The organism is Candidatus Pelagibacter sp., assembly GCF_052046145.1.
Classification (GTDB): domain Bacteria; phylum Pseudomonadota; class Alphaproteobacteria; order Pelagibacterales; family Pelagibacteraceae; genus Pelagibacter.
Genome location: NZ_JBNGZR010000001.1, coordinates 618,644 through 641,172, shown reverse-complemented (window position 1 = coordinate 641,172; position 22,529 = coordinate 618,644). Strand labels below are relative to the sequence as shown.

At 29.1% G+C, this 22,529-nt stretch carries 23 protein-coding genes and 1 tRNA gene; 18 read left to right on the top strand and 6 right to left on the bottom strand.

What is annotated here, in order from left to right; translation table 11 throughout:
• Positions 1-20 precede the first annotated feature (20 nt).
• Genes gatC through ACTT88_RS03370 form a run of 7 tightly spaced genes read left to right on the top strand, consistent with a single transcriptional unit; the run spans position 21 to position 6,678 of the window.
• Complete coding sequence (gene gatC, locus ACTT88_RS03400; protein ID WP_075485199.1) at positions 21-308, top strand: Asp-tRNA(Asn)/Glu-tRNA(Gln) amidotransferase subunit GatC; 288 nt, start codon at positions 21-23, stop codon at positions 306-308.
• Positions 308-1,765, top strand: a complete 1,458-nt coding sequence (gene gatA / locus ACTT88_RS03395; RefSeq protein WP_440908621.1) for an Asp-tRNA(Asn)/Glu-tRNA(Gln) amidotransferase subunit GatA — start codon at positions 308-310, stop codon at positions 1,763-1,765. The genes gatC and gatA overlap by 1 nt, the downstream gene beginning before the upstream one ends.
• Positions 1,762-3,225, top strand: coding sequence for an Asp-tRNA(Asn)/Glu-tRNA(Gln) amidotransferase subunit GatB (gene gatB / locus ACTT88_RS03390; protein WP_440907939.1), 1,464 nt, complete (start codon positions 1,762-1,764; stop codon positions 3,223-3,225). Before gatA ends, gatB begins: the two co-directional genes overlap by 4 nt.
• A 5-nt stretch (positions 3,226-3,230) precedes the next feature.
• A complete protein-coding gene (locus tag ACTT88_RS03385) occupies positions 3,231-3,881 on the top strand; it encodes an O-methyltransferase (protein WP_440907938.1) in 651 nt (216 codons plus the stop codon).
• On the top strand, positions 3,881-4,786 hold the full coding sequence (gene trhO, locus ACTT88_RS03380; protein WP_440907937.1) for an oxygen-dependent tRNA uridine(34) hydroxylase TrhO: 906 nt from the start codon (positions 3,881-3,883) through the stop codon (positions 4,784-4,786). The genes ACTT88_RS03385 and trhO overlap by 1 nt, the downstream gene beginning before the upstream one ends.
• Positions 4,787-4,800: 14 nt before the next feature.
• A complete protein-coding gene (locus tag ACTT88_RS03375) occupies positions 4,801-6,138 on the top strand; it encodes an MATE family efflux transporter (protein ID WP_440907936.1) in 1,338 nt (445 codons plus the stop codon).
• A 12-nt stretch (positions 6,139-6,150) separates the two neighbouring features.
• Positions 6,151-6,678 (top strand): thermonuclease family protein, encoded by a 528-nt coding sequence (locus ACTT88_RS03370; protein WP_440907935.1) that lies wholly within the window; start codon positions 6,151-6,153, stop codon positions 6,676-6,678.
• 2 nt (positions 6,679-6,680) lie between these two features.
• Here ACTT88_RS03370 and ACTT88_RS03365 read toward each other — a convergent pair whose 3' ends face one another.
• From ACTT88_RS03365 to ACTT88_RS03350, 4 genes are read right to left on the bottom strand one after another with little or no spacing between them, the layout of a single operon-like run.
• Positions 6,681-7,244, bottom strand: a complete 564-nt coding sequence (locus ACTT88_RS03365; RefSeq protein ID WP_440907934.1) for a sarcosine oxidase subunit gamma — start codon at positions 7,242-7,244, stop codon at positions 6,681-6,683.
• The gene (locus ACTT88_RS03360) at positions 7,237-10,242 is read right to left on the bottom strand and encodes a sarcosine oxidase subunit alpha family protein (RefSeq protein WP_440907933.1); all 3,006 of its coding nucleotides are present in this window, start codon (positions 10,240-10,242) and stop codon (positions 7,237-7,239) included. The genes ACTT88_RS03365 and ACTT88_RS03360 overlap by 8 nt, the downstream gene beginning before the upstream one ends.
• 1 nt (position 10,243) lies before the next feature.
• Positions 10,244-10,519, bottom strand: a complete 276-nt coding sequence (locus tag ACTT88_RS03355) for a sarcosine oxidase subunit delta (protein WP_145597818.1) — start codon at positions 10,517-10,519, stop codon at positions 10,244-10,246.
• Entirely contained in the window at positions 10,519-11,772 is a 1,254-nt protein-coding gene (locus tag ACTT88_RS03350) for a sarcosine oxidase subunit beta family protein (RefSeq protein WP_440907932.1), read from the bottom strand. Before ACTT88_RS03350 ends, ACTT88_RS03355 begins: the two co-directional genes overlap by 1 nt.
• Positions 11,773-11,839: 67 nt before the next feature.
• Here ACTT88_RS03350 and ACTT88_RS03345 point away from each other — a divergent pair.
• A tRNA-Ser gene (locus tag ACTT88_RS03345) sits at positions 11,840-11,931 on the top strand.
• Here the strand turns inward: ACTT88_RS03345 and ACTT88_RS03340 are convergent.
• A complete protein-coding gene (locus ACTT88_RS03340; protein ID WP_440907931.1) occupies positions 11,932-14,157 on the bottom strand; it encodes a lytic transglycosylase domain-containing protein in 2,226 nt (741 codons plus the stop codon).
• A 43-nt stretch (positions 14,158-14,200) separates the two neighbouring features.
• Here ACTT88_RS03340 and dapA point away from each other — a divergent pair, with 43 nt between their 5' ends.
• The 10 genes from dapA to recO are packed head-to-tail and all read left to right on the top strand — an operon-like array spanning position 14,201 to position 21,529.
• Positions 14,201-15,082, top strand: coding sequence for a 4-hydroxy-tetrahydrodipicolinate synthase (gene dapA / locus ACTT88_RS03335; RefSeq protein WP_440907930.1), 882 nt, complete (start codon positions 14,201-14,203; stop codon positions 15,080-15,082).
• Positions 15,082-15,552 (top strand): SsrA-binding protein SmpB, encoded by a 471-nt coding sequence (gene smpB, locus ACTT88_RS03330; RefSeq protein ID WP_072090643.1) that lies wholly within the window; start codon positions 15,082-15,084, stop codon positions 15,550-15,552. The genes dapA and smpB overlap by 1 nt, the downstream gene beginning before the upstream one ends.
• Positions 15,479-16,036 carry a 2-amino-4-hydroxy-6-hydroxymethyldihydropteridine diphosphokinase gene (gene folK / locus ACTT88_RS03325; RefSeq protein WP_440907929.1) on the top strand — a complete coding sequence of 186 codons (558 nt, stop codon included), beginning with the start codon at positions 15,479-15,481 and terminating at the stop codon, positions 16,034-16,036. Before smpB ends, folK begins: the two co-directional genes overlap by 74 nt.
• Before the next feature lie 21 nt (positions 16,037-16,057).
• Positions 16,058-17,803, top strand: a complete 1,746-nt coding sequence (locus ACTT88_RS03320; RefSeq protein ID WP_440907928.1) for a RelA/SpoT family protein — start codon at positions 16,058-16,060, stop codon at positions 17,801-17,803.
• Positions 17,760-18,347 carry an orotate phosphoribosyltransferase gene (gene pyrE, locus ACTT88_RS03315; protein WP_440907927.1) on the top strand — a complete coding sequence of 196 codons (588 nt, stop codon included), beginning with the start codon at positions 17,760-17,762 and terminating at the stop codon, positions 18,345-18,347. The genes ACTT88_RS03320 and pyrE overlap by 44 nt, the downstream gene beginning before the upstream one ends.
• Complete coding sequence (locus tag ACTT88_RS03310) at positions 18,344-19,063, top strand: pyridoxine 5'-phosphate synthase (RefSeq protein WP_440907926.1); 720 nt, start codon at positions 18,344-18,346, stop codon at positions 19,061-19,063. Before pyrE ends, ACTT88_RS03310 begins: the two co-directional genes overlap by 4 nt.
• Positions 19,064-19,450: a holo-ACP synthase gene (gene acpS / locus ACTT88_RS03305; RefSeq protein ID WP_440907925.1), complete on the top strand. Its 387-nt coding sequence runs from the start codon at positions 19,064-19,066 to the stop codon at positions 19,448-19,450.
• Positions 19,447-20,184, top strand: a complete 738-nt coding sequence (lepB, locus tag ACTT88_RS03300; protein ID WP_440907924.1) for a signal peptidase I — start codon at positions 19,447-19,449, stop codon at positions 20,182-20,184. The genes acpS and lepB overlap by 4 nt, the downstream gene beginning before the upstream one ends.
• Positions 20,184-20,852, top strand: a complete 669-nt coding sequence (gene rnc, locus ACTT88_RS03295; protein ID WP_440907923.1) for a ribonuclease III — start codon at positions 20,184-20,186, stop codon at positions 20,850-20,852. Before lepB ends, rnc begins: the two co-directional genes overlap by 1 nt.
• Entirely contained in the window at positions 20,849-21,529 is a 681-nt protein-coding gene (gene recO, locus ACTT88_RS03290; RefSeq protein ID WP_440907922.1) for a DNA repair protein RecO, read from the top strand. Before rnc ends, recO begins: the two co-directional genes overlap by 4 nt.
• On the opposite strand, the gene hemB is transcribed toward recO, so the two are convergent.
• Positions 21,530-22,519: a porphobilinogen synthase gene (hemB, locus tag ACTT88_RS03285; RefSeq protein WP_440907921.1), complete on the bottom strand. Its 990-nt coding sequence runs from the start codon at positions 22,517-22,519 to the stop codon at positions 21,530-21,532.
• Positions 22,520-22,529: the final 10 nt, after the last annotated feature.

Here is a 22,529-nt window from a genome sequence, read left to right as displayed (position 1 = left end):
GCGACATATTTAAATACCATATGAGCATCGATCTTAAAACAATAAAGCACATATCTAAGCTATCAAGGATTTCTGTAGATGAGAAAAAAGCAGAGAAACTTGCAGGAGATTTAAATTCAATTTTCGATTTTATTGAAAAACTTAACGAATTAAAAACTGACAATGTTGAACCATTAACTTCAGTTGCTGAAACAACTCTAAAACTAAGATCAGATGAAGTAAAAAGTAAAAACTTAAGAGATCAAGTAATAAAAAATTCCCCTAAGGAAAATGAAGATTATTTTGTAGTACCAAAGGTAATTGAATGATGTCAGATATAACTAAACAATCATTATTTGAGTTAGTAGAAAATATAAAAAGTAAAAAACTTTCCTCAAGTGAAGTTACTAAAGCATTTGTTGAAAGATCAGAAAAATCAAAAGAATTAAATGCATATATAACAGAAGATTATGCAAATGCTTTAAATAAAGCAAAAAAGTTTGATGAAAAACCTAATCTTGATCTGAAATTACCTGGCATTCCAATGGCTGTAAAAGATTTATTTTGTACAAAAGATTTAAGAACTACGGCAGGTAGTAAGATTTTAAATAACTTTGTTCCAACTTACGAGTCAACAGTCACACAAAACATTTGGAATGAAGGAGCTATCCTAATGGGGAAATTAAATTGTGATGAATTTGCAATGGGCTCATCTAATGAAACTAGTTTTTTTGGTAATGTACAAAACCCAATTGATAAGAATTTAGTTCCAGGAGGATCATCTGGTGGATCGTCTTCTGCAGTAGCAGCTCAATTAACACCAATAACTATTGGAACAGATACAGGTGGATCTATAAGACAGCCTGCTTCATTTACAGGAACTGTTGGATTAAAACCTACTTATGGTAGTTGCTCTAGATACGGAATTGTAGCATTTGCATCATCCCTAGATCAAGCTGGTCCAATGGCCCAAAATGTTAAAGATTGTGCATTGTTACAGGAAGTCATTAGCACTTATGATGAAAAAGATTCTACATCAATAGACTTTAAAAGAAACGAGTACAGCAAAGAATTAACAAAAGATATTAAAGGTAAAAAAATAGGAATACCCAAAGAATATAGAGTAGATGGCATGCCTAAAGAAATAGAAGACCTATGGAAAAAAGGTATTGAATACGCAAAAGATTGTGGTGCTGAGATTATCGATATATCCTTACCCCATACTAATTATGCACTACCAACTTATTATATCGTAGCACCAGCAGAGGCCTCATCTAATTTGGCTAGATACGATGGTGTTAAATATGGTTTTAGAGCTGAAGGAGAAAATCTTATTGATATGTATGAAAAAACTAGATCTGAAGGATTTGGTGCTGAAGTTCAAAGAAGAATAATGATTGGAACTTATGTTTTATCTTCAGGATATTATGATGCTTACTATCTAAAAGCCCAAAAGGTAAGAAAACTAATTAAAAATGATTTTGACGATGCTTATAAAAAAGTAGATGCAATACTAACCCCATCCACTCCAAGTTCAGCATTTAAAATTGGAGAAAAAACAAATGATCCGGTGTCAATGTATTTAAACGACATTTTTACTGTTCCTGTAAATTTAGCAGGTTTACCAGGAATTTCTATACCTGCAGGCCATGATGCTAAAGGGTATCCATTAGGATTACAGATAATTGGTAAAGCTTTTGATGAACAAAATATTTTAAACATTGCATATGCTATGGAAGAAAAAATTAATTTTAAAAATAATATTACCGATTGGTGGATTAAGTGAGTAAGAACAAATCTGAATATCTAATTAATAGACATGATAATCAATATGAAGTTGTCATTGGTTTAGAAGTTCATGCACAAGTTACGTCGCAGTCGAAATTATTCTCAACATCAGCGACCAAATTTGGAGCCGAGCCAAATACTCAAGTAAGTTTAGTTGATGCAGCATTTCCAGGAATGTTGCCGGTAATAAACGAGTATTGTGTAAAACAAGCTATCAAAACAGGAATTGGTTTAAAAGCCAAAATCAATAATAGATCTGTCTTTGATAGAAAAAATTATTTTTATGCTGACTTACCTCAGGGGTATCAAATCTCACAATTTAAAGATCCAATCGTAGGTGAGGGCAAAGTAATACTTGATATGCCAGATGGTCAAAAAGAGGTAGGTATAGAAAGATTACACTTGGAGCAAGATGCAGGTAAAAGCATTCATGATCTAGATACTAAAAATACTTTTGTAGATTTAAATAGATCAGGTGTGGCTTTAATGGAAATTGTAAGTAAACCTGACTTAAGGTCCCCAGATGAAGTAAATGCATATATTAAAAAATTAAGATCCATAATGAGATATTTAGGCACCTGTGATGGAAACATGCAGGAAGGATCTTTAAGAGCGGATGTGAATGTATCTGTTAGAAAAAAAGGTTCAAAAGAATTTGGAACCAGATGTGAGATAAAAAATGTTAACTCAATTAAGTTCATGCAAATGGCTATTGAATACGAAGCTAATAGACAAGTTGATTTAATTGAAGATGGTCAAACAATTGATCAAGAAACAAGACTTTTTGATACTAAAAAAAATGAAACTAGATCAATGAGATCAAAAGAGGATGCTCATGATTATAGATATTTTCCAGATCCAGACTTATTGCCATTAGAAGTTTCAGATGATTTTATTGAAAATTTAAAATCAGAAATTCCAGAGTTACCTGACGAAAAGAAAAAAAGATTTATTGAAAAATTTAAATTATCACCTTACGAAGCAAACATTTTAGTTTCTGATATTGAAACATCAAATTACTTTGAAAATGTAATTAAGAAGTCTGATGTAAAACTTGCAACAAATTGGATAATTGGCGAATTATTTGCAGCGTTAAATGAAAAAAATTTAGAAATAACTGAAAGCCCTATAAGTGCAGGCAACTTATCAAAATTAATCAATTTAATTAAAGATGGAACAATTTCTGGAAAAATTGCAAAAACAGTTTTTGAACAAATGATGGAAGGCGACAAAGATCCTAAGAAAATTGTTGAAGAAAAAGGTTTAAAACAAGAGAGTGATCCAAAAGCACTTGAGGCACTGATTGATAAGGTTATTGATGATAACAGAGACAAAGCTACAGAATATAAGTCAGGCAAAGTTAAATTATTTGGTTTTTTTGTAGGTCAAGTTATGAAAGTTTCTGGTGGAAAAGCAAATCCTCAATTAGTTAATGAGATATTAAAGAAAAAACTTTAGAATTTATGGGTTCAGACCTAAATATAACTAAAGAACTCCAAGAGTATATTTTAAGTCATGGATTCAATTTACACCCAGTCCAAAAAGAAATAATTGATTATAACGCATCTCTTGGCGATATCAAAAGAATGCAAATATCAATTTCTCAAAGTCAATTTCTGCATTTAATTATAAAAATTTCAAATATCAAAAAAATTTTAGAGATAGGTACATTTACAGGATTAAGTACGTTATCTATGGCTTTGGCATTATCAGATGACGGTAAAATAATTGCTTTAGATAAAAATGAAGAAACTAATAAAGTTGCAATAGATTTTTTTAAAAAAGCTAATCAAGATCATAAAATAAAAACATTAATTAAACCTGCTTTAGAAAGTTTAGATGAAATTAAAAATGAAAAGTTTGATTTAGTTTTTATTGATGCTGATAAAATGAATTATATTGAATACTATGAACGTTCTTTACAATTATTGAACAAAAATGGTCTAATAATCATTGATAATGTTTTATGGTATGGAGAAGTTGTGAATGAAAACAATAATGATAAATTTACTAAAAATATTAAAGAGTTTAATAGTCATATCTCAAAGGATACAAGGGTTGAAAAGTTAATAATTCCTCTTGGTGATGGTATGACTGTTTGTAGAAAATTATAATGTTTGAAGTTATTGGTTTTTATAAATTTGTCAAAATTCCTTATCTAAAGAAAAATCAAAAAGTTTTATTAGAAACTTTAAAAAAGAAAAACATTAGAGGTACTATAATTATTTCCAAAGAAGGTGTAAATGGAACTATTTCTGGTAAAGCTGCAGACATAAAATTCACAATTAACAATTTAAAAAGAACTCTAAAATTTAAAGAATTTAACAGCTGCAATAAGTCTAAAAGCTTATTCCAACCATTTCATAAACCTAAAGTGAAAATCAAAAACGAGGTTGTTCCTATGAATTTAATTTTAAACAAAAGAATAAAGAAAAAGGATAGCCATGTAGATCCAATCAAATGGAATAAGCTGATTAAAGAAAAGGATACTGTTCTTATAGATGCGAGAAAACCATTTGAGTATGATGTTGGAACATTTAAGGGAGCAATCAATCCTGATGTTGATAACTTTAGAGATTTTCCAAAATATCTAAAAAAATTAAAAAAAAATCAACCTATAGCTATGTTTTGTACTGGTGGAATTCGTTGTGAAAAGGCATCTGTTTATTTGGAGAATAAAGGCTTTAATAACATTTATCAGTTAAATGGTGGAATTTTAAATTATCTTAAAAAAACAAATAAGAAAAAAAGTTTATGGAAAGGTGAATGTTTCGTTTTTGATAACAGGATTAGTTTAAAACATGGTCTAAAAGTTGGTTCTTATTCAATGTGCAGCGGTTGTAGGAAGCCTGTATCTCGTAAGGATAAAAAATCAAAAAAATATGAAGAGGGTGTTTCATGTCCAAATTGTCACGACAATCTAACAGATTATCAAAAATCAAGATTTAGGATGAGACAAAAACAAATTAATCTTGCTAAAGAAGCAGGAAAAAGACATATCTTCCAAAAAGAGTATTAACAAATCTAAAATTAATGAATTTATTAAAAGATGAAGTCTCGTTGTTAGTAAGAAAACTTGCTGTACCAGCAAGTGTAGGAACCTTATTCCAAACACTTTATACAATCGTAGATACTTTTTATGCAGGAAAAATATCGCCAGAAGCCTTATCTGCTTTGAGCAAGTCTTTTCCGATATATTTTTTGATTATTGCGACATCCATTGGAGTTACCGTAGCTGGAACATCATTGATTGGAAGCAGTATCGGAGAAAAAAACGAAAAAAATGTTTTAAGTTATTTTGGAAATGTAATCATTTATTCAATTATAATCTCGGTTTTTGTATCTATTTTAGGATTTGCTTTTGGTGAAAAAATATTCTTATTAATGAATTCCTCTCAAGAGGTAACAATTCTTGGACTCGAATATATAAATATAATTTTTTTAGGTACGATATTATTTATTTTAGTAGTAGCATTAAATTCATTCTTACACGCAGAAGGAGATACTAAAACTTACAGAAATGTTCTAATATTTTCTTTTTTCTTAAACATTATTTTAAATCCAATTTTTATATTTGGTTTTTTATTTATACCACCATTAGGAATAACTGGTATTGGGATAGCAACTTTAATTGCTCAATTTGTATCTTTGTTGGTTATTTTGATAAAAATATTAAATAATCAAAGAATTAAACAAATAACTTTAGACCATTTCAAAGCTAAATTTTTTTTCTTAAAAAATATTTTTTTTCAATCAATGCCAATTACAATTGCTATATTAGGGTATTCTATTGCTGCAACAATTGTTTTTACATATGTTGGGTTATTTGGTGAATATGCTGTAGCAGGATATGGATCTGCCACAAGAATTGAGCAAGTGGTTTTGTTACCAATATTAGGAATTAATACAGCAATAATTTCTATAATAGCGCAAAATATTGGTGCAAAATATTACGATAGAGTGGAGCAATCCTATTTCACCTCAATAAAATACGGTCTATTTATTATGTTAATTGCTGGTGTAGTTATTTTTATAAGTGCTGACATTGTTCCTAAATTCTTTTCTTCAAATCCAGATGTAATTATGCATGGCTCGATGTACCTTAAAATTTCTGCATTTATTTTACCTGCTTATCCAATTTTTTTCTTATCAAATGGATTTTTTATGGCATTAAAAAAATCTGAAAAAGCCATGATTAATAATATTGCCAGAAATGTGATAGTACCAGTTTTATCCTTTTATATTGCAAAGTATTTAAATGCAGATTTTAAAACTTTTTTTTATATTTGGGCTATCTTTCAATGGTTGATATCATTGATATTACTATTTTATGTTAAGTATTATATTAAACATAAATTGGCTAATGTTTAATATTTTTTAAATATGTTTTTTACAAAAAAGAAAGCGATAATTTTAATTATAATCTGTTCGATATTTTTTATTCTCACATATAAAGATGTTAAATCTGAAGAGATAAAAGAAATTTCTGGAAATGCTCAAATTATTGATGGTGATACAATAAAAATAAATTCAAAAAAAATAAGATTACATGGAATTGATGCACCTGAATTCAAGCAAATGTGTAAAAAACCATATTTAACAATAAGTTTTTTTACTTTTACTAAAGATTATCCATGTGGAAAAATTTCAACTCAAAAATTACAAAAAAAAATAAATAACAAAGTAATAACTTGTAAAATTTTGGATATTGACAGATATAAAAGATTAATTGGAGAGTGCTATAAAAGAAATTTAAATCTGAATTCTTGGCTTGTTTCAAACGGGTATGCACTAGCTTATAGAAAATACTCAAAAAAATATATATCAAACGAAATTAATGCGAAAAATGAAAAAAAAGGTATTTGGCAAGGTAAATTTGAAATGCCATGGGACTTTAGAAGAAAAAAATAAGTTTATAATCTTGAAGCACAGTCTTCAATCCAAGAACAAAGATGTTCAGCAAAAGATCTTCTAACAAACAGATTTACAGTATTTTCATCTTTATGGTGTAGAATTACATCTATATGATTTAAAACTGTCTGAGTTGTTGATCCACTTTTTTCTTTAAATTCATTAAAGTTAAAGGGTGATCCTGCTGAAAAGATTTCATAAACATTTTCACCTTTAACTTCTAATTGAACAAATTGATCTGTTACATCTATAACAGCACCTAAATTTGCTTTTGAAATACTATTAAATAACATTTCATATAGATCGAATTTATTAGTGTCTTTACTTTCCAACTCATTTGAGATTATCATCCATTCGTCTGGACTAAGCCATATTGCTGTTAATTTATCACTCGTTGTTGATGTGTTTGCTTCTGTAGGTAAGATCATATTAAGATTTTTACCAACATTTGTTAAAAATTCTCTTTTTTTACCTCTCAAATTAATTTTTATTACTGGTGAGATTTCCTTTACGGAAATACTTTCTTGCTTAATTTCATTTTTAATAACTGAATTATAGTTAAGCATTTAACCTCTCATTTTTCTCATCATAAAATACTGGATTTGCAACAGTGACATTAATATTTTTATTTTCCATGGGCACAAAAAGTTTTTTTCCCATCATATCTTTTCCACCTCTAACTACTGCAAGTGCTATTGATTTCTTTAGGTTTGGACTGAAATAACTTGAAGTTACATGTCCAAGCATTTCTACTGGACTTTGATTTAACTCAGAAACTATTTGTGCTCCCTCTTCTAAAACAATATTTGGATCATCAGTTAATAAACCTACTAATTGCTTTCTATCTTCTTTCATTGTATCAGATCTATAAAGAGATCTTTTTCCTATGAAATCGTATTTCTTCTTGCTTACTATCCAATCCATTTGAAGATCGATAGGAGTCATTGTCCCATCTGTATCTTGACCAACAATGATGAAACCTTTTTCTGCTCTTAATAAGTGCATTGTCTCAGTTCCATAAGGAGTAATGTTAAACTCTTTACCTGCCTCTATACACTTTTCCCATAAATCTTTTCCATAACTTGCTTGAACGTTTATTTCGTAGCTGTGTTCACCAGTAAAACTAATTCTCATTATTCTGCATTTAATATTGCCAACTTTCGTATCTTTGAATGACATATGAGGAAAGTTTTCATCTGATAAATCTAAATCGGGAATTATTTTTTTAAGAATTTTTTTACTATTAGGTCCACATAAACTCGCTGTAGCATAATGGTCTGTTACAGAAGTTAAGTAAACATCAAGCTCAGGCCATTCCGTTTGAAGATAATCTTCTAGTTTTCCTAAAACATTAGCAGCACCACCAGTTGTTGTGGTCATGATGTAATGATTTTCACCTAATCTAGTGGTAACCCCATCATCATAAACCATACCATCTTCATTTAGCATTAGGCCATATCTACATTTTCCTATAGCTAATTTTGACCAAGCATTTGTATAAACTCTGTTTAAAAATTCAGAAGCATCACTTCCTTGAATATCAATTTTACCAAGAGTAGAGGCATCTAATATACCAGCACTTTCTCTAACAGCTTTACTTTCTCTTTGTACTGCTTGATGCATAGTTTCTCCGTTAACAGGGTAGTACCATGCTCTCTTCCATTGACCGACATTTTCAAATTCCGCTTTATTTTCAACATGCCAATCATTCATTGGTGTTCTTCTAAAAATATCAAAAAACTTTCCTACATTTCGACCCACAATAGTCCCAAATGTTAATGGTGTGTAAGGAGGTCTAAACGTAGTGGTCCCTAATTCTCCCATTTTAACACCAGCTGTGTCTGCAATTATGCCTAACGCATGCATATTTCCTAGTTTACCTTGATCAGTACCCATTCCAGTAGTCGTGTATCTTTTTACATGCTCAATAGATCTAAAACCTTCTCTTAATGCTAATTTGATATCTTTAGCTGTTGCATCGTTTTGATAATCTACAAATGGTTTAGTTTTACCTAAAGGTTTATCAGAAGGAAGTAACCAAATATTTCTTTTTGAATTTTCCTGATCGATTTCAACACTAATATTATCTAAATCTGTTTCTTTAATATTTAGATTATCTTTAAGCTTTTGATTTAAATTTTTAATGATTTCATCAATTTTAAAATCTCCACCACAAGATCCTACACTTAATTGATCAGATGTATTCTGATTTGGTAAGAAAATTTGTTTTTCCTCATCAAACTTAAGTTTACTACCTGATTGTGTATATAAATGTACAGCAGGTGTCCAACCACCAGCAACTCCCAAGCAATCACATGAAATAGAAATTTTACTTCCAGTCACTGAAGTACCATCATTAGATAGTTTCATGATTGAAATACTATTTAATCTTTTATAACCAGCTGTATCAACAATCGAGTGTGACCAGTAAACTTTAATACCTGCTTCTTTTACTTTTTTTACAATTTTACTTTCAGATTGTTCTCTTATATCAATAATAGCCTCAACATTTATACCTTTATTATATAGTGACAAAGCACTTTCATAAGCACTATCATTATTAGTAAAAAATACATTTTTACGACCACAAGCAACTCCATAAAATTCACTGTATTTTTTAACAGCAGATGAAAGCATTATTCCTGGTCTATCATTATTATTAAATATCAAAGGTCTTTCTAAAGCACCTGTGGCCAAAATAACTTTCTTAGCTCTAATTTTCAAAAGTCTTTGTCTGATTTTATTTGTTTTATCTTTTGCCTCTAAATGATCAGTTAGATTTTCTCTAGCCAAAAGATAATTATACTGATGGTAAGCAGCCACACTTGTTCTAGTTTTTATCTCAAGATTTTTGATATTTTTAAGTTCCTCTATTTCTTTTTTAAACCATTCAGAAGGAGTTTTATTATTAATTTTATTAAATTCATTGTTTTCATAAACAGTTGAGCCACCAAGTTCATTTTTTTCTTCAACTAACAATGTTTTATAATTATTTTTAGCTGCATTTTTTGCTGCTAATATTCCAGATATACCTGCACCTACAACCAATACATCACAGTGAATATTTCGGTGGTCATAAATGTCAGGGTCACTTGATGTTGGTGATTTCCCTAAACCGGCTGAGTGTCGAATAAAAAATTCATATTTCTCCCAGAAACTAGCAGGCCACATAAATGTTTTGTAATAAAAACCTGCTGGAAAAAAAGGGGAGAGAAAATTGTTTATTCCACCAATATCAAATTCTACACTTGGCCAACAATTTTGACTGGATGCCTCTAAACCCTCATAAATCTCGACTTCTGTTGCTCTAACATTAGGTTCTGTTCTGTTTGTACCAGGATTTACTTGAACTATAGCATTTGGTTCTTCAGAACCAGAAGTCATAATTCCTCTTGGTCTATGATATTTAAAACTTCTTCCAACTAAATGAACATCGTTTGCAAGTAATGCTGATGCTAAAGTATCACCTTTAAATCCATGATAAGTTTTGCCATTAAATTTAAAGGAAATTCTATTAGTTTCATCAATGTACTCACTGGATTTTACTCTTAAGTTTTTAGTCATTTTATTGAGCAGGTGGTTTTTCACCCATTTTGTAAATTGCTTTTATTTCGTCGTTAGAAGTATCTCTAACCATATTAAACCATTTACGACAACCATGTGCATGGTTCCATCTTTCAAATTGAACACCTTTAATATTTTTTCTCATAAATAAATATTCTGCCCACTCATCATCACTTAATTCTGTTGGTTGCTTAGGTCTCTCGATATGAGCTTCACCACCAGCCTTAAATTCTTGCTGATCTCGTTCTCCACAGTATGGACAGTTTATTAAAAACATTAATGAGCAACCGCTGCAGCACCATGTTCGTCAACAAGGTCTCCGCTTACAAATCTATTTAAATTAAATGCAGCATTAAGTTTGTGTGGTTCATCATTTGCGATAGTATGTGCAAATAAATCTCCAGATCCAGGAGTTGCTTTAAATCCTCCTGTGCCCCAACCACAATTAAAGTATAATCCTTTAATTGAAGTTTTACTTAAAATAGGACTAGCGTCAGGACAAATATCTACTATTCCTCCCCATTGTCTTAACATTCTCATTCTACTGAAAATTGGATATAATTCTAAAATTGCATTTAATGTTCCTTCAACTATTTGATGACTACCTTTTTGAGTATAAGAAACATAATCATCCGTTCCAGCACCAATGACCAATTCTCCTTTGTCAGATTGACTGACATAAGCATGCACTGCGTTAGACATTACAACTGTATCAATAATTGGTTTTACAGGTTCAGAAACTAAAGCCTGTAAAGGTTTACTTTCAAGTGGAAGTCTTAGACCCGCCATATTAGCTATTACACTAGAATGACCAGCTGCAACTACACCAACTTTCTTAGTTTTTATAAATCCTTTTGTTGTTTCTATTCCTTCAACACTATCACCATTTCTTTTTATTCCTTTAACTTCACAATTTTGAATAATATCAACACCCAATGCATCAGCTCCTCTAGCATATCCCCAAGCAACAGCATCATGTCTTGCTGTACCTGCTCTACGTTGTAAAGTTCCTCCTAAAACAGGGTATCTAATATCTGGTGATGTATTTATAATTGGACAAAATTTTTTAACTTCTTCAGTGCTCAAGTAGACTGCGTCAATTCCATTTAGTCTATTAGCATGTGTTCGTCTTTTTAAATCTCTAACATCTTGTAAATTATGTGCAAGGTTCATTACACCTCTTTGACTAAACATTACATTATAGTTTAGTTCTTGAGATAAACCTTCCCAAATTTTTAATGCATGATCATATAATCCTGCACTGGCATCCCATAAATAATTTGATCTAATAATTGTAGTATTCCGCCCAGTATTTCCTCCACCAATCCAACCTTTCTCGACTACAGCAATATTATTCATATTGTGTTTTTTTGCTAAATAGTAGGCAGTTGCTAATCCGTGGCCACCACCACCAACAATAACTGCATCGTACTCTTTTTTAGGAGCAGGATCTTTCCACGCTCTTTGCCAATTTTCATGATATGAAAGAGCGTTTTTGATTAACGAAAATACTGAGTACTTATTTCTCATAATAATTGAATAATTACTTTATATATATTGAATTTTCAATACAATCGCTTAATACACAATGTCATACGGAAGAGTGGGTGAGAGGCTGAAACCAGTCGTTTGCTAAATGACCGTGCGAGGAAACTTGTACCGAGGGTTCGAATCCCTCCTCTTCCGCCACTAAAATAGAGGCTGATCTTTAAAAAAGTTTTTCATAGTCACAGGTCGTTGTTCCAAAATATATCTATAGACATTATAATTTTCCATTACACGCTGTACGTAATTTCTTGTTTCTCTAAATTTTATTAATTCAACCCAATCAACATAATCAACTTGTTTTTTTTGTGGGTCTTTATTTATTTTTTTCCAATATTTAACTCTGTTGGGTCCAGCATTATACGCAGCGACTGCAAAAGGGTAGGCACCATCATATTGTAGAATTAAACCTGCAATATAATGCGAGCCTAAATTAATATTATATTCTGGATCAGTGGTTAATCTTGATTTTGAATAAGGAAGTTTAGCTTGTTTTGAAACTAATTTTGCAGTGTAAGGCATTAATTGCATTAATCCTTTTGCACCAGCATGACTGTTAGCCTCTAAATCAAATTCACTTTCTTGTCTAATTATAGATAAGATTAAAGCACTTTCTGGAATTTTTCTTTTATTAATATATTTAGGAGTACTAATTATTGGGTAGTTGTATTTATTATGAAATCTTTTTTGATAAGATGCAATTTTTGAAACCTGAATAGCAAAATCATATCTGTTTATACTTGTAGCTAATTCTGCAGCCAAAACTTCACTGCCTTTAGCTATATTGTCGTTAGCTAAATGCCTTAAAATATGTTTTGTGTATTTATCTTTCTTTAATTCATCTAGAAGATAAGAAATTTTTACAAGCTCTTTATTAAAAAATTGAATTCTATATTTAGGATCAATTTCCATATCTTTTTCTAACTCAAATTTTCCATCCGGATTTAATTTTAAAAAAGCTAGTTGACCATAGTATGTAGTAAGATATTTGGTGGCTTCTTTGTACCAATTATTTGATTGTTCTCTTTCGCCTATTTTCTCATATGCTCTTCCAAGCCAATAAGCACCTCTAGACAAGCTTATTGGATAACTAACATTATCATAAAAATTTTTAAAATGATCTTTAGCAGTCATGGGATCATTTAAAAAACTTAATGCTATCCAACCACTCATCCATTCTGCAGCAGCATATTCAGAGCCTTTTGTCATTCCATGATTACTTGAAATTTTATATGAAATTTCATATTTCTTTTTGTAAAGCAATGCTCTTGAGATAATTTCTCTTTCTTTCCACCATTTGTCAGGTCTAACTAAATATTCTTTATCATTTCTTATTTTCAATAAAATTTCTGTTGAAGAGTCTACACGTCCTTTTTTTCTTCTCCATTTCAATCGATCATAGTTTAATCCAGCATCATTTTTAAATTTTTCAGGAACATTTGCTATAGCTTGGTCAACCCCATAGCCTTTACTCATTAAAAGGTGTCTTGCGTTATATAAAAGTTCATAATCTTTTGGTAGATACCTTATCAACCTTTGTAAATCCCAACGATCACCGTTCCAAGCTAAATAATCAGCTCGTTTAATATAGTCATTTGCATTTAAATATTTTTTATATTTTTTTCTAAAATATTTTAATTCATTTTTAGATAAATCTGCTGTGACCCAACCTTCTTTAATTAATTTTGTACCTTTATTTTTATCTCCAATTAAAATATGACTTTCTCCAAGTATCATTTTTCCATAACCACTTAATGGATCATTTTCTCCGAACCATTTTACTATTTTTTTAGGTGAAACACTTTCTGTGGATAGTTTATGCTCAGCAAGATATTTTACTCTGCTTATTCTCGGATAATCTGAATTTTTATTTAAAAAAACTTGATAATCGTAAAAGGAAGCTTGATTACCAGAGGTTAAAAGATGTCTCCATTGTATAAAATTATAAATTGACTTGTCTTTTGCTTTTTTTGCAATTTTTAGTGCAGATGACCATTTACTTTTCTGCATTTCTGAAATGGCTTTTTTAGCTAACCCAAAGTCTCTTTTACTATAATATCTTGAAATCTTTATATTCATTGCTGAGCTAATGCCAGCTACAGTTGGTTTTTTCTTTGGTATTTTAAAACTTAATTTTTTTTCTTTTAAAACCAACTCTTTTTTAACAATCACTTCTTCGATTTTAATTTCTTTAGTTTTCTTAGGCTTCTTTAATGGCTTAAGGATATTTATAGATATTTTCTTTTGAATTTCTTCTTTACTTAAAACTGGTTTTTTTAAAGGTACAACTGAATTGATTTCAGCAAAGAGATTATTTGAAAATATTAATATTGATACGGTGAAACCTAAAAATAATATTTTTTTGAGCATAATCTTTTAGTATATGAATCTTTAAACTATGTTATAAGTATTTATGTTCAAAGGATCAAATGTTGCTTTAATTACACCATTTAAAAATAATGGTCTAGATGAGGAAGCATATATAAAATTAATCCATTTCCACATTGATAATGGTACTAATGGACTTGTGCCGGCGGGTACAACAGGTGAATCTCCTACGTTAAGTCATGATGAGCATCAAAGAGTAATAGATTTATGTATAAAAGAAAGTAATGGAAAAATTCCGGTTATTGCTGGTACGGGTTCCAACTCAACTGAGGAGGCTATTTCTTTAACCACACATGCAGAAAAAGCAGGAGCTAACGGCGCTTTGATAGTTACACCTTATTATAATAAACCAACTCAAGAAGGCTTGTATCAACATTATAAAGCAATTAATGACAAGTGTGGTATTCCAATTATAATTTATAATATTCCTGGTAGATCTGTGATTGACATGTCAGTGGATACAATGGCCAGACTCTATGAATTAAAAAATATAGTTGGTGTAAAAGATGCGACAGGTGATTTAGATAGAGTTAATCAGACCCTTGAAAAAATGGGTAAAGAATTTATTCAATTAACAGGTAATGATGATAATGCATTTGAATTTAATAAACGTGGTGGGGTAGGTACTATTAGTGTAACAGCTAATATTGCACCTAAACTTTGTTCAGATTTTCAAAAATACTCCAAATCAGATACCGATAACGAAATGAAAGAAGCAGAAAGATTAGATAAAATATTACAACCAGTTCATCACTCAATGTTTGTTGAGAGTAATCCTAGTCCTGTAAAATATGCTGCAAAACTTTTAGGACTTTGTGATGACAATGTAAGACTACCACTTGTAAAAGTAACAGATACAACAAAAGAAATTATAAAAAAAGCTCTTCAGTCTGCTAAGTTAATTTAATGAACAAAAAAACCAATCCTGGTTTGAAAATCATTTGTCTAAATAGAAAAGCTAGTTTTAACTATTTTTTTGAAGATCTTTTTGAAGCTGGAATTGTTTTAAAGGGATCAGAAATTAAATCAGTAAGAGAGGGCAAGGTAAATATCGCTGAGTCTTATGCTGTTGAAAAGAGAGGTGAAATTGTTTTAATTAATTCGCATATATCTCCATACAAGCAAGCCAGCTACTCTAATCATAATCCAACTGATGATAGAAAATTGCTTCTTAATAAAAAAGAAATAAACAAATTAATAGGTAAAATGCAAAGAGATGGTTTCACATTAGTTCCAACAAAAATGTATTTTAAAAAAGGAAAGGCTAAAATAGAACTAGCTGTTGCAAAAGGGAAAAAGCAATATGATAAAAGAGCAACAAAAAAAAGTAGAGATTGGAACCGTGAAAAGGCAAGATATATTAGAAAATCAAGCTAAAATTGTTTTTTTAGGAATAGGTTCAAATTTAGGTATAAGAAAAAGAAATATAGAAAAAGCAAAATTTTTGTTATCAGAACATAACTTAGATTTTCTCTCGGTATCTAGTTATTATGAAACCCCTTCCTGGCCTGATCCAAGAAAACCTAAGTTCTTAAATATAATTTTAAAATTAAAATGTTTTTACAGTCCTCAAGAACTATTAAAAATATGTAAATTTATTGAAAATCAATTAGGTAGAAAAAAAGCAAAAAAAAATGCTCCTCGTACATGTGATTTAGATATAATCGATTTTAATAATTTGGTATCAAAAAAAAATTCTAAAATTAATTTACCTCATAAAATGATGCACAAAAGAAACTTTGTATTATTTCCATTATTTGAGATTCAAAAGAATTGGATCCATCCTGATAAACAAATTGATGTTAAAACCTTGATTTCTCTGCTTCCAGATAGAGACATTAGATCTATTAAACAAATTTGATTTAGTGGTATAATGTTAATTATGCTTAATTCAAATGAACTTATAAATAAAGTTAAGAATTATAATAAATTTCTAAATCCTGAAAAATTGGATAAAGCATATAATTTTGCTGTTAAGGCACATGAGAGTCAAAAAAGAGCATCGGGTGATCCTTATTCTGTTCACCCAATTGAGGTTGCAAATATTTTAACTGAATTAAAATTAGATAGCGCTACAATTACAACAGGTCTATTACATGACACTATAGAAGATACTTTTGCAACTTATGAAACTATAAAACAAGAATTTGGAGATGAGGTTGCTGATTTAGTTGATGGTGTAACGAAAATTTCAGCATTTGAAAATTCAGCTGGAGCTAATTCCAAAGTTGAGAATTTCAGAAAATTAATTTTAGCAACATCAAAAGACATAAGAGTTCTGTTAGTCAAAATTGCTGATCGCCTTCATAATATGAGGACCATTAAAGCGATTGCAAAAGAAGACAAAAGAAAAAGGATAGCACAAGAAACTATGGAAATTTATGCACCATTAGCCGATAGAATGGGTATGCATAGAATAAGGGACGAACTTGAGGATTTATCTTTTGAAATTTTAAATAATGATGCAAGAAAATTAATTAAAAAAAGACTTGATGAAATAAAATTAGATAGAAAAGATTTATTTGAAGAACAATCTTTTGAGTTAAGTGAAATCTTGAATGATAATGAAATTAATGCCGAGATTCATGGTAGGGAAAAAACACCTTTTTCAATTTGGAGAAAAGTTCAAAAAAAAAGAGTTTCGCTTGAGCAAATAACAGACATTATTGGATTTAGGATAATTTTAAAAAATGTAGACGATTGTTACAAAACTCTTGGTATTTTTCATAAAAAATGGAATTGCATACCAGGAAAATTTAAAGACTATATTTCATCTCCGAAAATTAATGGTTATAAATCTATTCATACTTCTGTAATTGGTTCGAATAAAAAACCAATAGAAATTCAAATTAGAACACACGAAATGCATGAATTTGCAGAAAGAGGTATCGCGTCTCATTGGCAGTATAAATCTTCTGAAAAATTTAATTCTTTAAGTTGGAAGGAGTATGATTGGTTAAAAGATCTTGTTGAGATTATAGAAAAAAATGAAAATCCCGAAGATTCATACGAGTATACAAAACTACAAATGTTTCAAGAAAACGTATTTTGTTTTACACCAAAAGGTTCAGTTATAAAATTACCTAAAGACGCAACTGCAATAGACTTTGCATATGCTGTTCATACTAAAATTGGTAATTCAGCAGTTGGTTGTGAAATCAATGGTAACAAAAGCGAATTACAAACTATTTTGAGAAATGGCGATCGAGTAAATATTATAACATCTAAAAATAATTCACCATCACTTCATTGGATACCAACAACTAAAACAGGTAAAGCTAGAGCGGCAATAAGAAGATATTGGCACGATAAAGGAGAGCAAAAAGAGGAAAAAACAAAAAAATACAATACCACTCTATGGATGTCATTACCTGATAAGCCAGGTCAGTTAGGAGATATAAGCTCACTTATTGGAAGTCATAAATTAAATATATCTAGCTTAGAAATGGTTGGTAAAAATCCCAATTATATTAATTTTAAATTTAAATTAATTATTAGAAACCTTAAGAATTTTACTAATTTTATTGCAGAGCTAAAACAAAAGAGTATAAAATTTAAGATAATTAGACACGAAGAAAAAAGAAATGCTTTCACTCAAAAAATCCTTAAATATTTTAAAAAAAACTAATGCATTATTAGAAGGTCACTTTGTTCTATCCTCAGGTCTACACTCTTCAAAATACATTCAATGTGCAAAACTTTTAAGTCGCCCCAATTTATCTGATAAAATTTGTAAATCCTTAGCAAATAAAATTAAAAAAAAATTTAAAAAAATTGATTTAATATTAGCTCCTGCAATGGGGGGAGTAATTATTGGATATGAAATAGGAAAATTGCTTAAAAAAGAAACAATTTTTTGCGAAAGGGTAAATGGTAAATTTACTCTCAGAAGAGGTTTTACTATTAAAAAAGGTGCTAGAGTATTAATTATAGAAGATGTAATCACTACGGGAAAATCAAGTTTAGAGTGTGTTAAATTGATTAAAAAATCAAAAGCAAAATTAATTGGATTTGCATCTATTATAGATCGATCAACTAAACAATCTTTAAAAATAAAAATTGGAATAACATCTCATTTAAAAATTGATGTTCCAACTTATAAATCAAATAAATTACCACCAGAACTTAAATCTATACCAATAACAACCCCAGGAAGCAGATACATTAAGTGAAAAGGTTAGGTGTAAATATAGATCATGTTGCAACTTTACGAAACGCTCGTGGAGAGAAGCATCCAGATCCATTATACGCAGCTAAAAAGGTTATCAGTTATGGAGCTGATTCTGTAACAATTCATTTAAGAGAAGATAGAAGACATATAAATGATATTGATGCAAAAAAAATCTGTGGTTTAAGAAATGTACCTGTAAACCTTGAAATTTCTATGAACAAAGAAATTGTTAACAAAGCACTTAAGATAAAACCAAATTTTATTTGTTTAGTTCCAGAAAATAGAAAAGAAATTACTACTGAGGGAGGTTTAAATATAAAAAACAATCATAATAAATTGGAGAAAATAATTAAAAAATTTAAAAAAGCAAAGATAAGAACAAGTTTATTCATTAATCCATCTCCAATTGATATTAGACTTGCTAAAAAATTAAATGCTGATTGTATTGAGATACATACTGGAAAATTAGCAAACCTAGTTAAATCAAAAAAAAATTATTCTAGTGAATTAAACAGAATTAAAAAAAGTGCAAAATTAGCATCAAGTTTAAATATAGAAGTCCATGCTGGTCATGGTTTAGACTATAAAACCACCAATATATTAACAAAAATAATAGATATTGAGGAGTATAATATTGGACATTTTATAATTGGAGAGTCAATATTTGATGGACTTTCAAAAGTAATTAAAAACTTTAAAAAAATTATAAAAAAATAAATGAAAATTTTAGGTATTGGTGTTGATATTGTTGAAAATAAAAGAATTCAAAAATCGATTAAAAATCCTTTATTTAAAAAAAGAATTTACTCATCTGAAGAATTGAAACAATCTAATACTGTAAACAATAAGGTAGCTTATTTTTCGAAGAGATTTGCTGCAAAAGAAGCATTTTCTAAAGCTCTTGGCACAGGTTTTCGTATGAATTTAAATTTTAAAGATATAGAAGTTGTTAATAATAAAATGGGAAAGCCTTATTATGTTAAAAATAAAAAAATTACCAAAATCATTCAAAAGAACTTTAAAATTAAAAATTTTAAATGTTTTCTATCAATCTCTGATGAAAAAAATTATTCAACAGCATTTGCAATTATTCAAACATCATGAAATTAGATAAAAATTTTTTTTCAGAAAATATAAAAACTTTAATTTATGCATTAATAATTGCAGTAATAATTAGATCGCTTTTAGTACAACCATTTTATATTCCATCATCATCCATGGAACCTACTTTATTAGTTGGTGATAGGTTGTTTGTAACAAAATATACCTATGGATATAGCAAACACTCATTTCCTTTTAGTCCTCCGATATTAAGCAAAAGAATTATGTTTAGAGGCCCTGAAAGAGGTGATGTAATTGTATTTAAAACGCCAGTAGATAATCGAACAGATTACATTAAAAGATTAATTGGTTTACCTGGTGATAAAATTCAGTTTATAGACTCTAATTTATATTTAAATAATTCTGAAATTCTTAAATCTAAAATTAATAATAAAACCACTATTTTCTGCGGAGATAAAAGTATTGATGTTCATAGATTTGAGGAAAAGCTTTCAAATGGAAAAAAGTTTCATACTGTTTATCTAAAAGATTATACCTATCAAAATTCTGACGTGTTTACTGTACCAAAAGATCATTATTTTTTTTTAGGGGATAACAGAGATTGTTCTAAAGATAGCAGGTACTTAACAAGTGTAGGGTATGTGCATAAAGATAATTTAGTAGGAAAAGCTCAATTTATATTTTTTTCATCTGATAAAAAAATAGGAAGTTTTATAGAATTTTGGAAATGGCATAAGTCAATTAGATTTAATAGAACATTTAATAAAATTAATTAATGAAAATTAACTATCAGAGTTTAGAAAAAAAAATTGACTTAAAATTTAAAAATAAAGATCTACTTATTCAAGCCCTCACACATAAAAGTTTTAATCCAAATGAAAATAATGAAAAGATAGAGTTCCTGGGTGATAGAGTTCTTGGCTTGGTGATAGCAAAAAAACTTTTAGAAATTTATCCAGGAGAAAAAGAAGGTGTTCTTGATAAAAAATTTGCATCGCTAGTGAATAAAAAAACTTGTCTGGATATAGCAAAAAAAATCAATTTAGCTAGTTATGTTAAAACATTTAACCCTAACAATAAAAAAATAAAAATTGAGGACAAAATTATATCTGATAGCTGTGAGGCATTAATTGGTGCTATTTATCTTGATAAAGGTTTTACAATTGTTGAAAAAACAATTTTAAATTTGTGGCAAGATCATATTGAAAAAAGTGTAGTTACAGAAATAGATGCAAAAACAAAGTTACAGGAATTAACTTTAAAAAACTTCAAAAAATTACCTACTTATAAATTAATTTCAAATACAGGTCCAAGACACAAACCCATATTTAAAGTTGGAGTAAAATTGCCCAATACAAAATATTTTATAGCCACTGGAAAATCAAAGAAAGAAGCTGAACAAAATGCTGCTATAGAATGTTTAAAAAATACAAATAAAAAATGAATTGGTCAGACGAAGGGTTTTTAATAAGCAAAACAAGATATAATGAAAATTCATTAATTGCTGAATTATTTACAAAAGATAAAGGAAAGATATCTGGAATAATATTTGGTGGTACTTCCAAAAAAATTAAAAATTACCTTCAAGTTGGTAACAAACTCCATGTTAATTATAATTCTAAAAATGAAAATAAAATAGGTTATTTTAAAATTGAAATTTTAAATGCCTATACACCATTATACTTTGATCATAAACAAAAGTTGTCTTGTATTACATCTGCAATGAATTTGATTAAAATATTAACAGCAGAATCTCAATCTAATGATAAAGTTTATTTTATAATTCAAAATTTATTTTTAATTTTAAAAGAAAAAGATTGGTTAAAAAAATATATATTTTGGGAATTAGAGTTACTTAAAATATTAGGATATGACTTATCGCTCGAAAATTTAGTTGAAAAAGATTTGGAAGGTAACAAAACTGTATATTACGCTAATTCTTTAAATGAAAAAAAATATGTACCCAATTTTTTGATTGAAAGAGATATAGAGGTTAATGATCTTGGGACCTTATTGAACGGTTTGAAATTAGTAGGTGATTATTTGGATAAAACCATTTTAAGACCAAATAATTTAAGTTATCCAAATAGTAGGTTGTTATTTTTAAATACGTTAAAATAATTATTTTATTATTTTATCAATTCTATCAGCATAATAACTTACTATAGCATTGGCACCAGCTCTCTTAAAAGCTACCAAGCTTTCATATATAGCATCTTTATTAATTAATTTTTTCGTTATAGCTGTTTCAATCAAGCTATATTCTCCTGATACTTGGTAGGCAAATACAGGTAATTTAAATTTCTCTTTTATTGATTTTATTATGTCTAAGTAGGGCATACCTGGTTTAACCATTACCATATCGGCACCTTCTTTAATATCTAATGCAACTTCTCTTAAAGCTTCATCAGAATTTCTATAATCCATCTGATAAGTTTTTTTGTCTCCTTTTAACGAACCTTTAGAACCTACTGCATCTCTAAAAGGGCCATAAAAGCTTGAAGCATATTTTGCTGCATAAGATAATATTTGAACGTTTTGGAATTTATTTTTATCTAAAGCTTTTCTGATTTTACCTATTCTACCATCCATCATGTCTGAAGGAGCTAGTATATCACAACCCATCTCTGCTTGAAGTAATGATTGATTAATAAGAACCTCTATAGTTTCGTCATTAAGTATTGTGTTAGATTTGATTAAACCGTCATGACCATGTGATGTGTAGGGATCTAATGCCACGTCACACATAATACCTATTTGATTTTTGTATCTTTTTTTAATTTCTTTAATTGCTCTACAAACTAAATTTTTTTCGTTGAGTGATTCTGTACCCAATTCATCTTTACGAACATTTTGGGTTTTTGGAAAAAGAGCAACCATTGGTATCTTTTTTTTTATTGCTCTATCTACTATTTGGCTCAATCTATTAATAGTATACCTGTATACACCGGGCATAGATGAAATTGGTTGCCGTTTATTAGATCCTTCTATTAAAAAAATAGGTAATATAAAGTCATTTGGACTTAAAGTATTTTCTTGAATCAGTCTTCTTGACCAAGATTCTTTTCTAGTTCTTCTAAGTCTAAGATTGGGATATTTACCAATAATCATGTTTTAATTT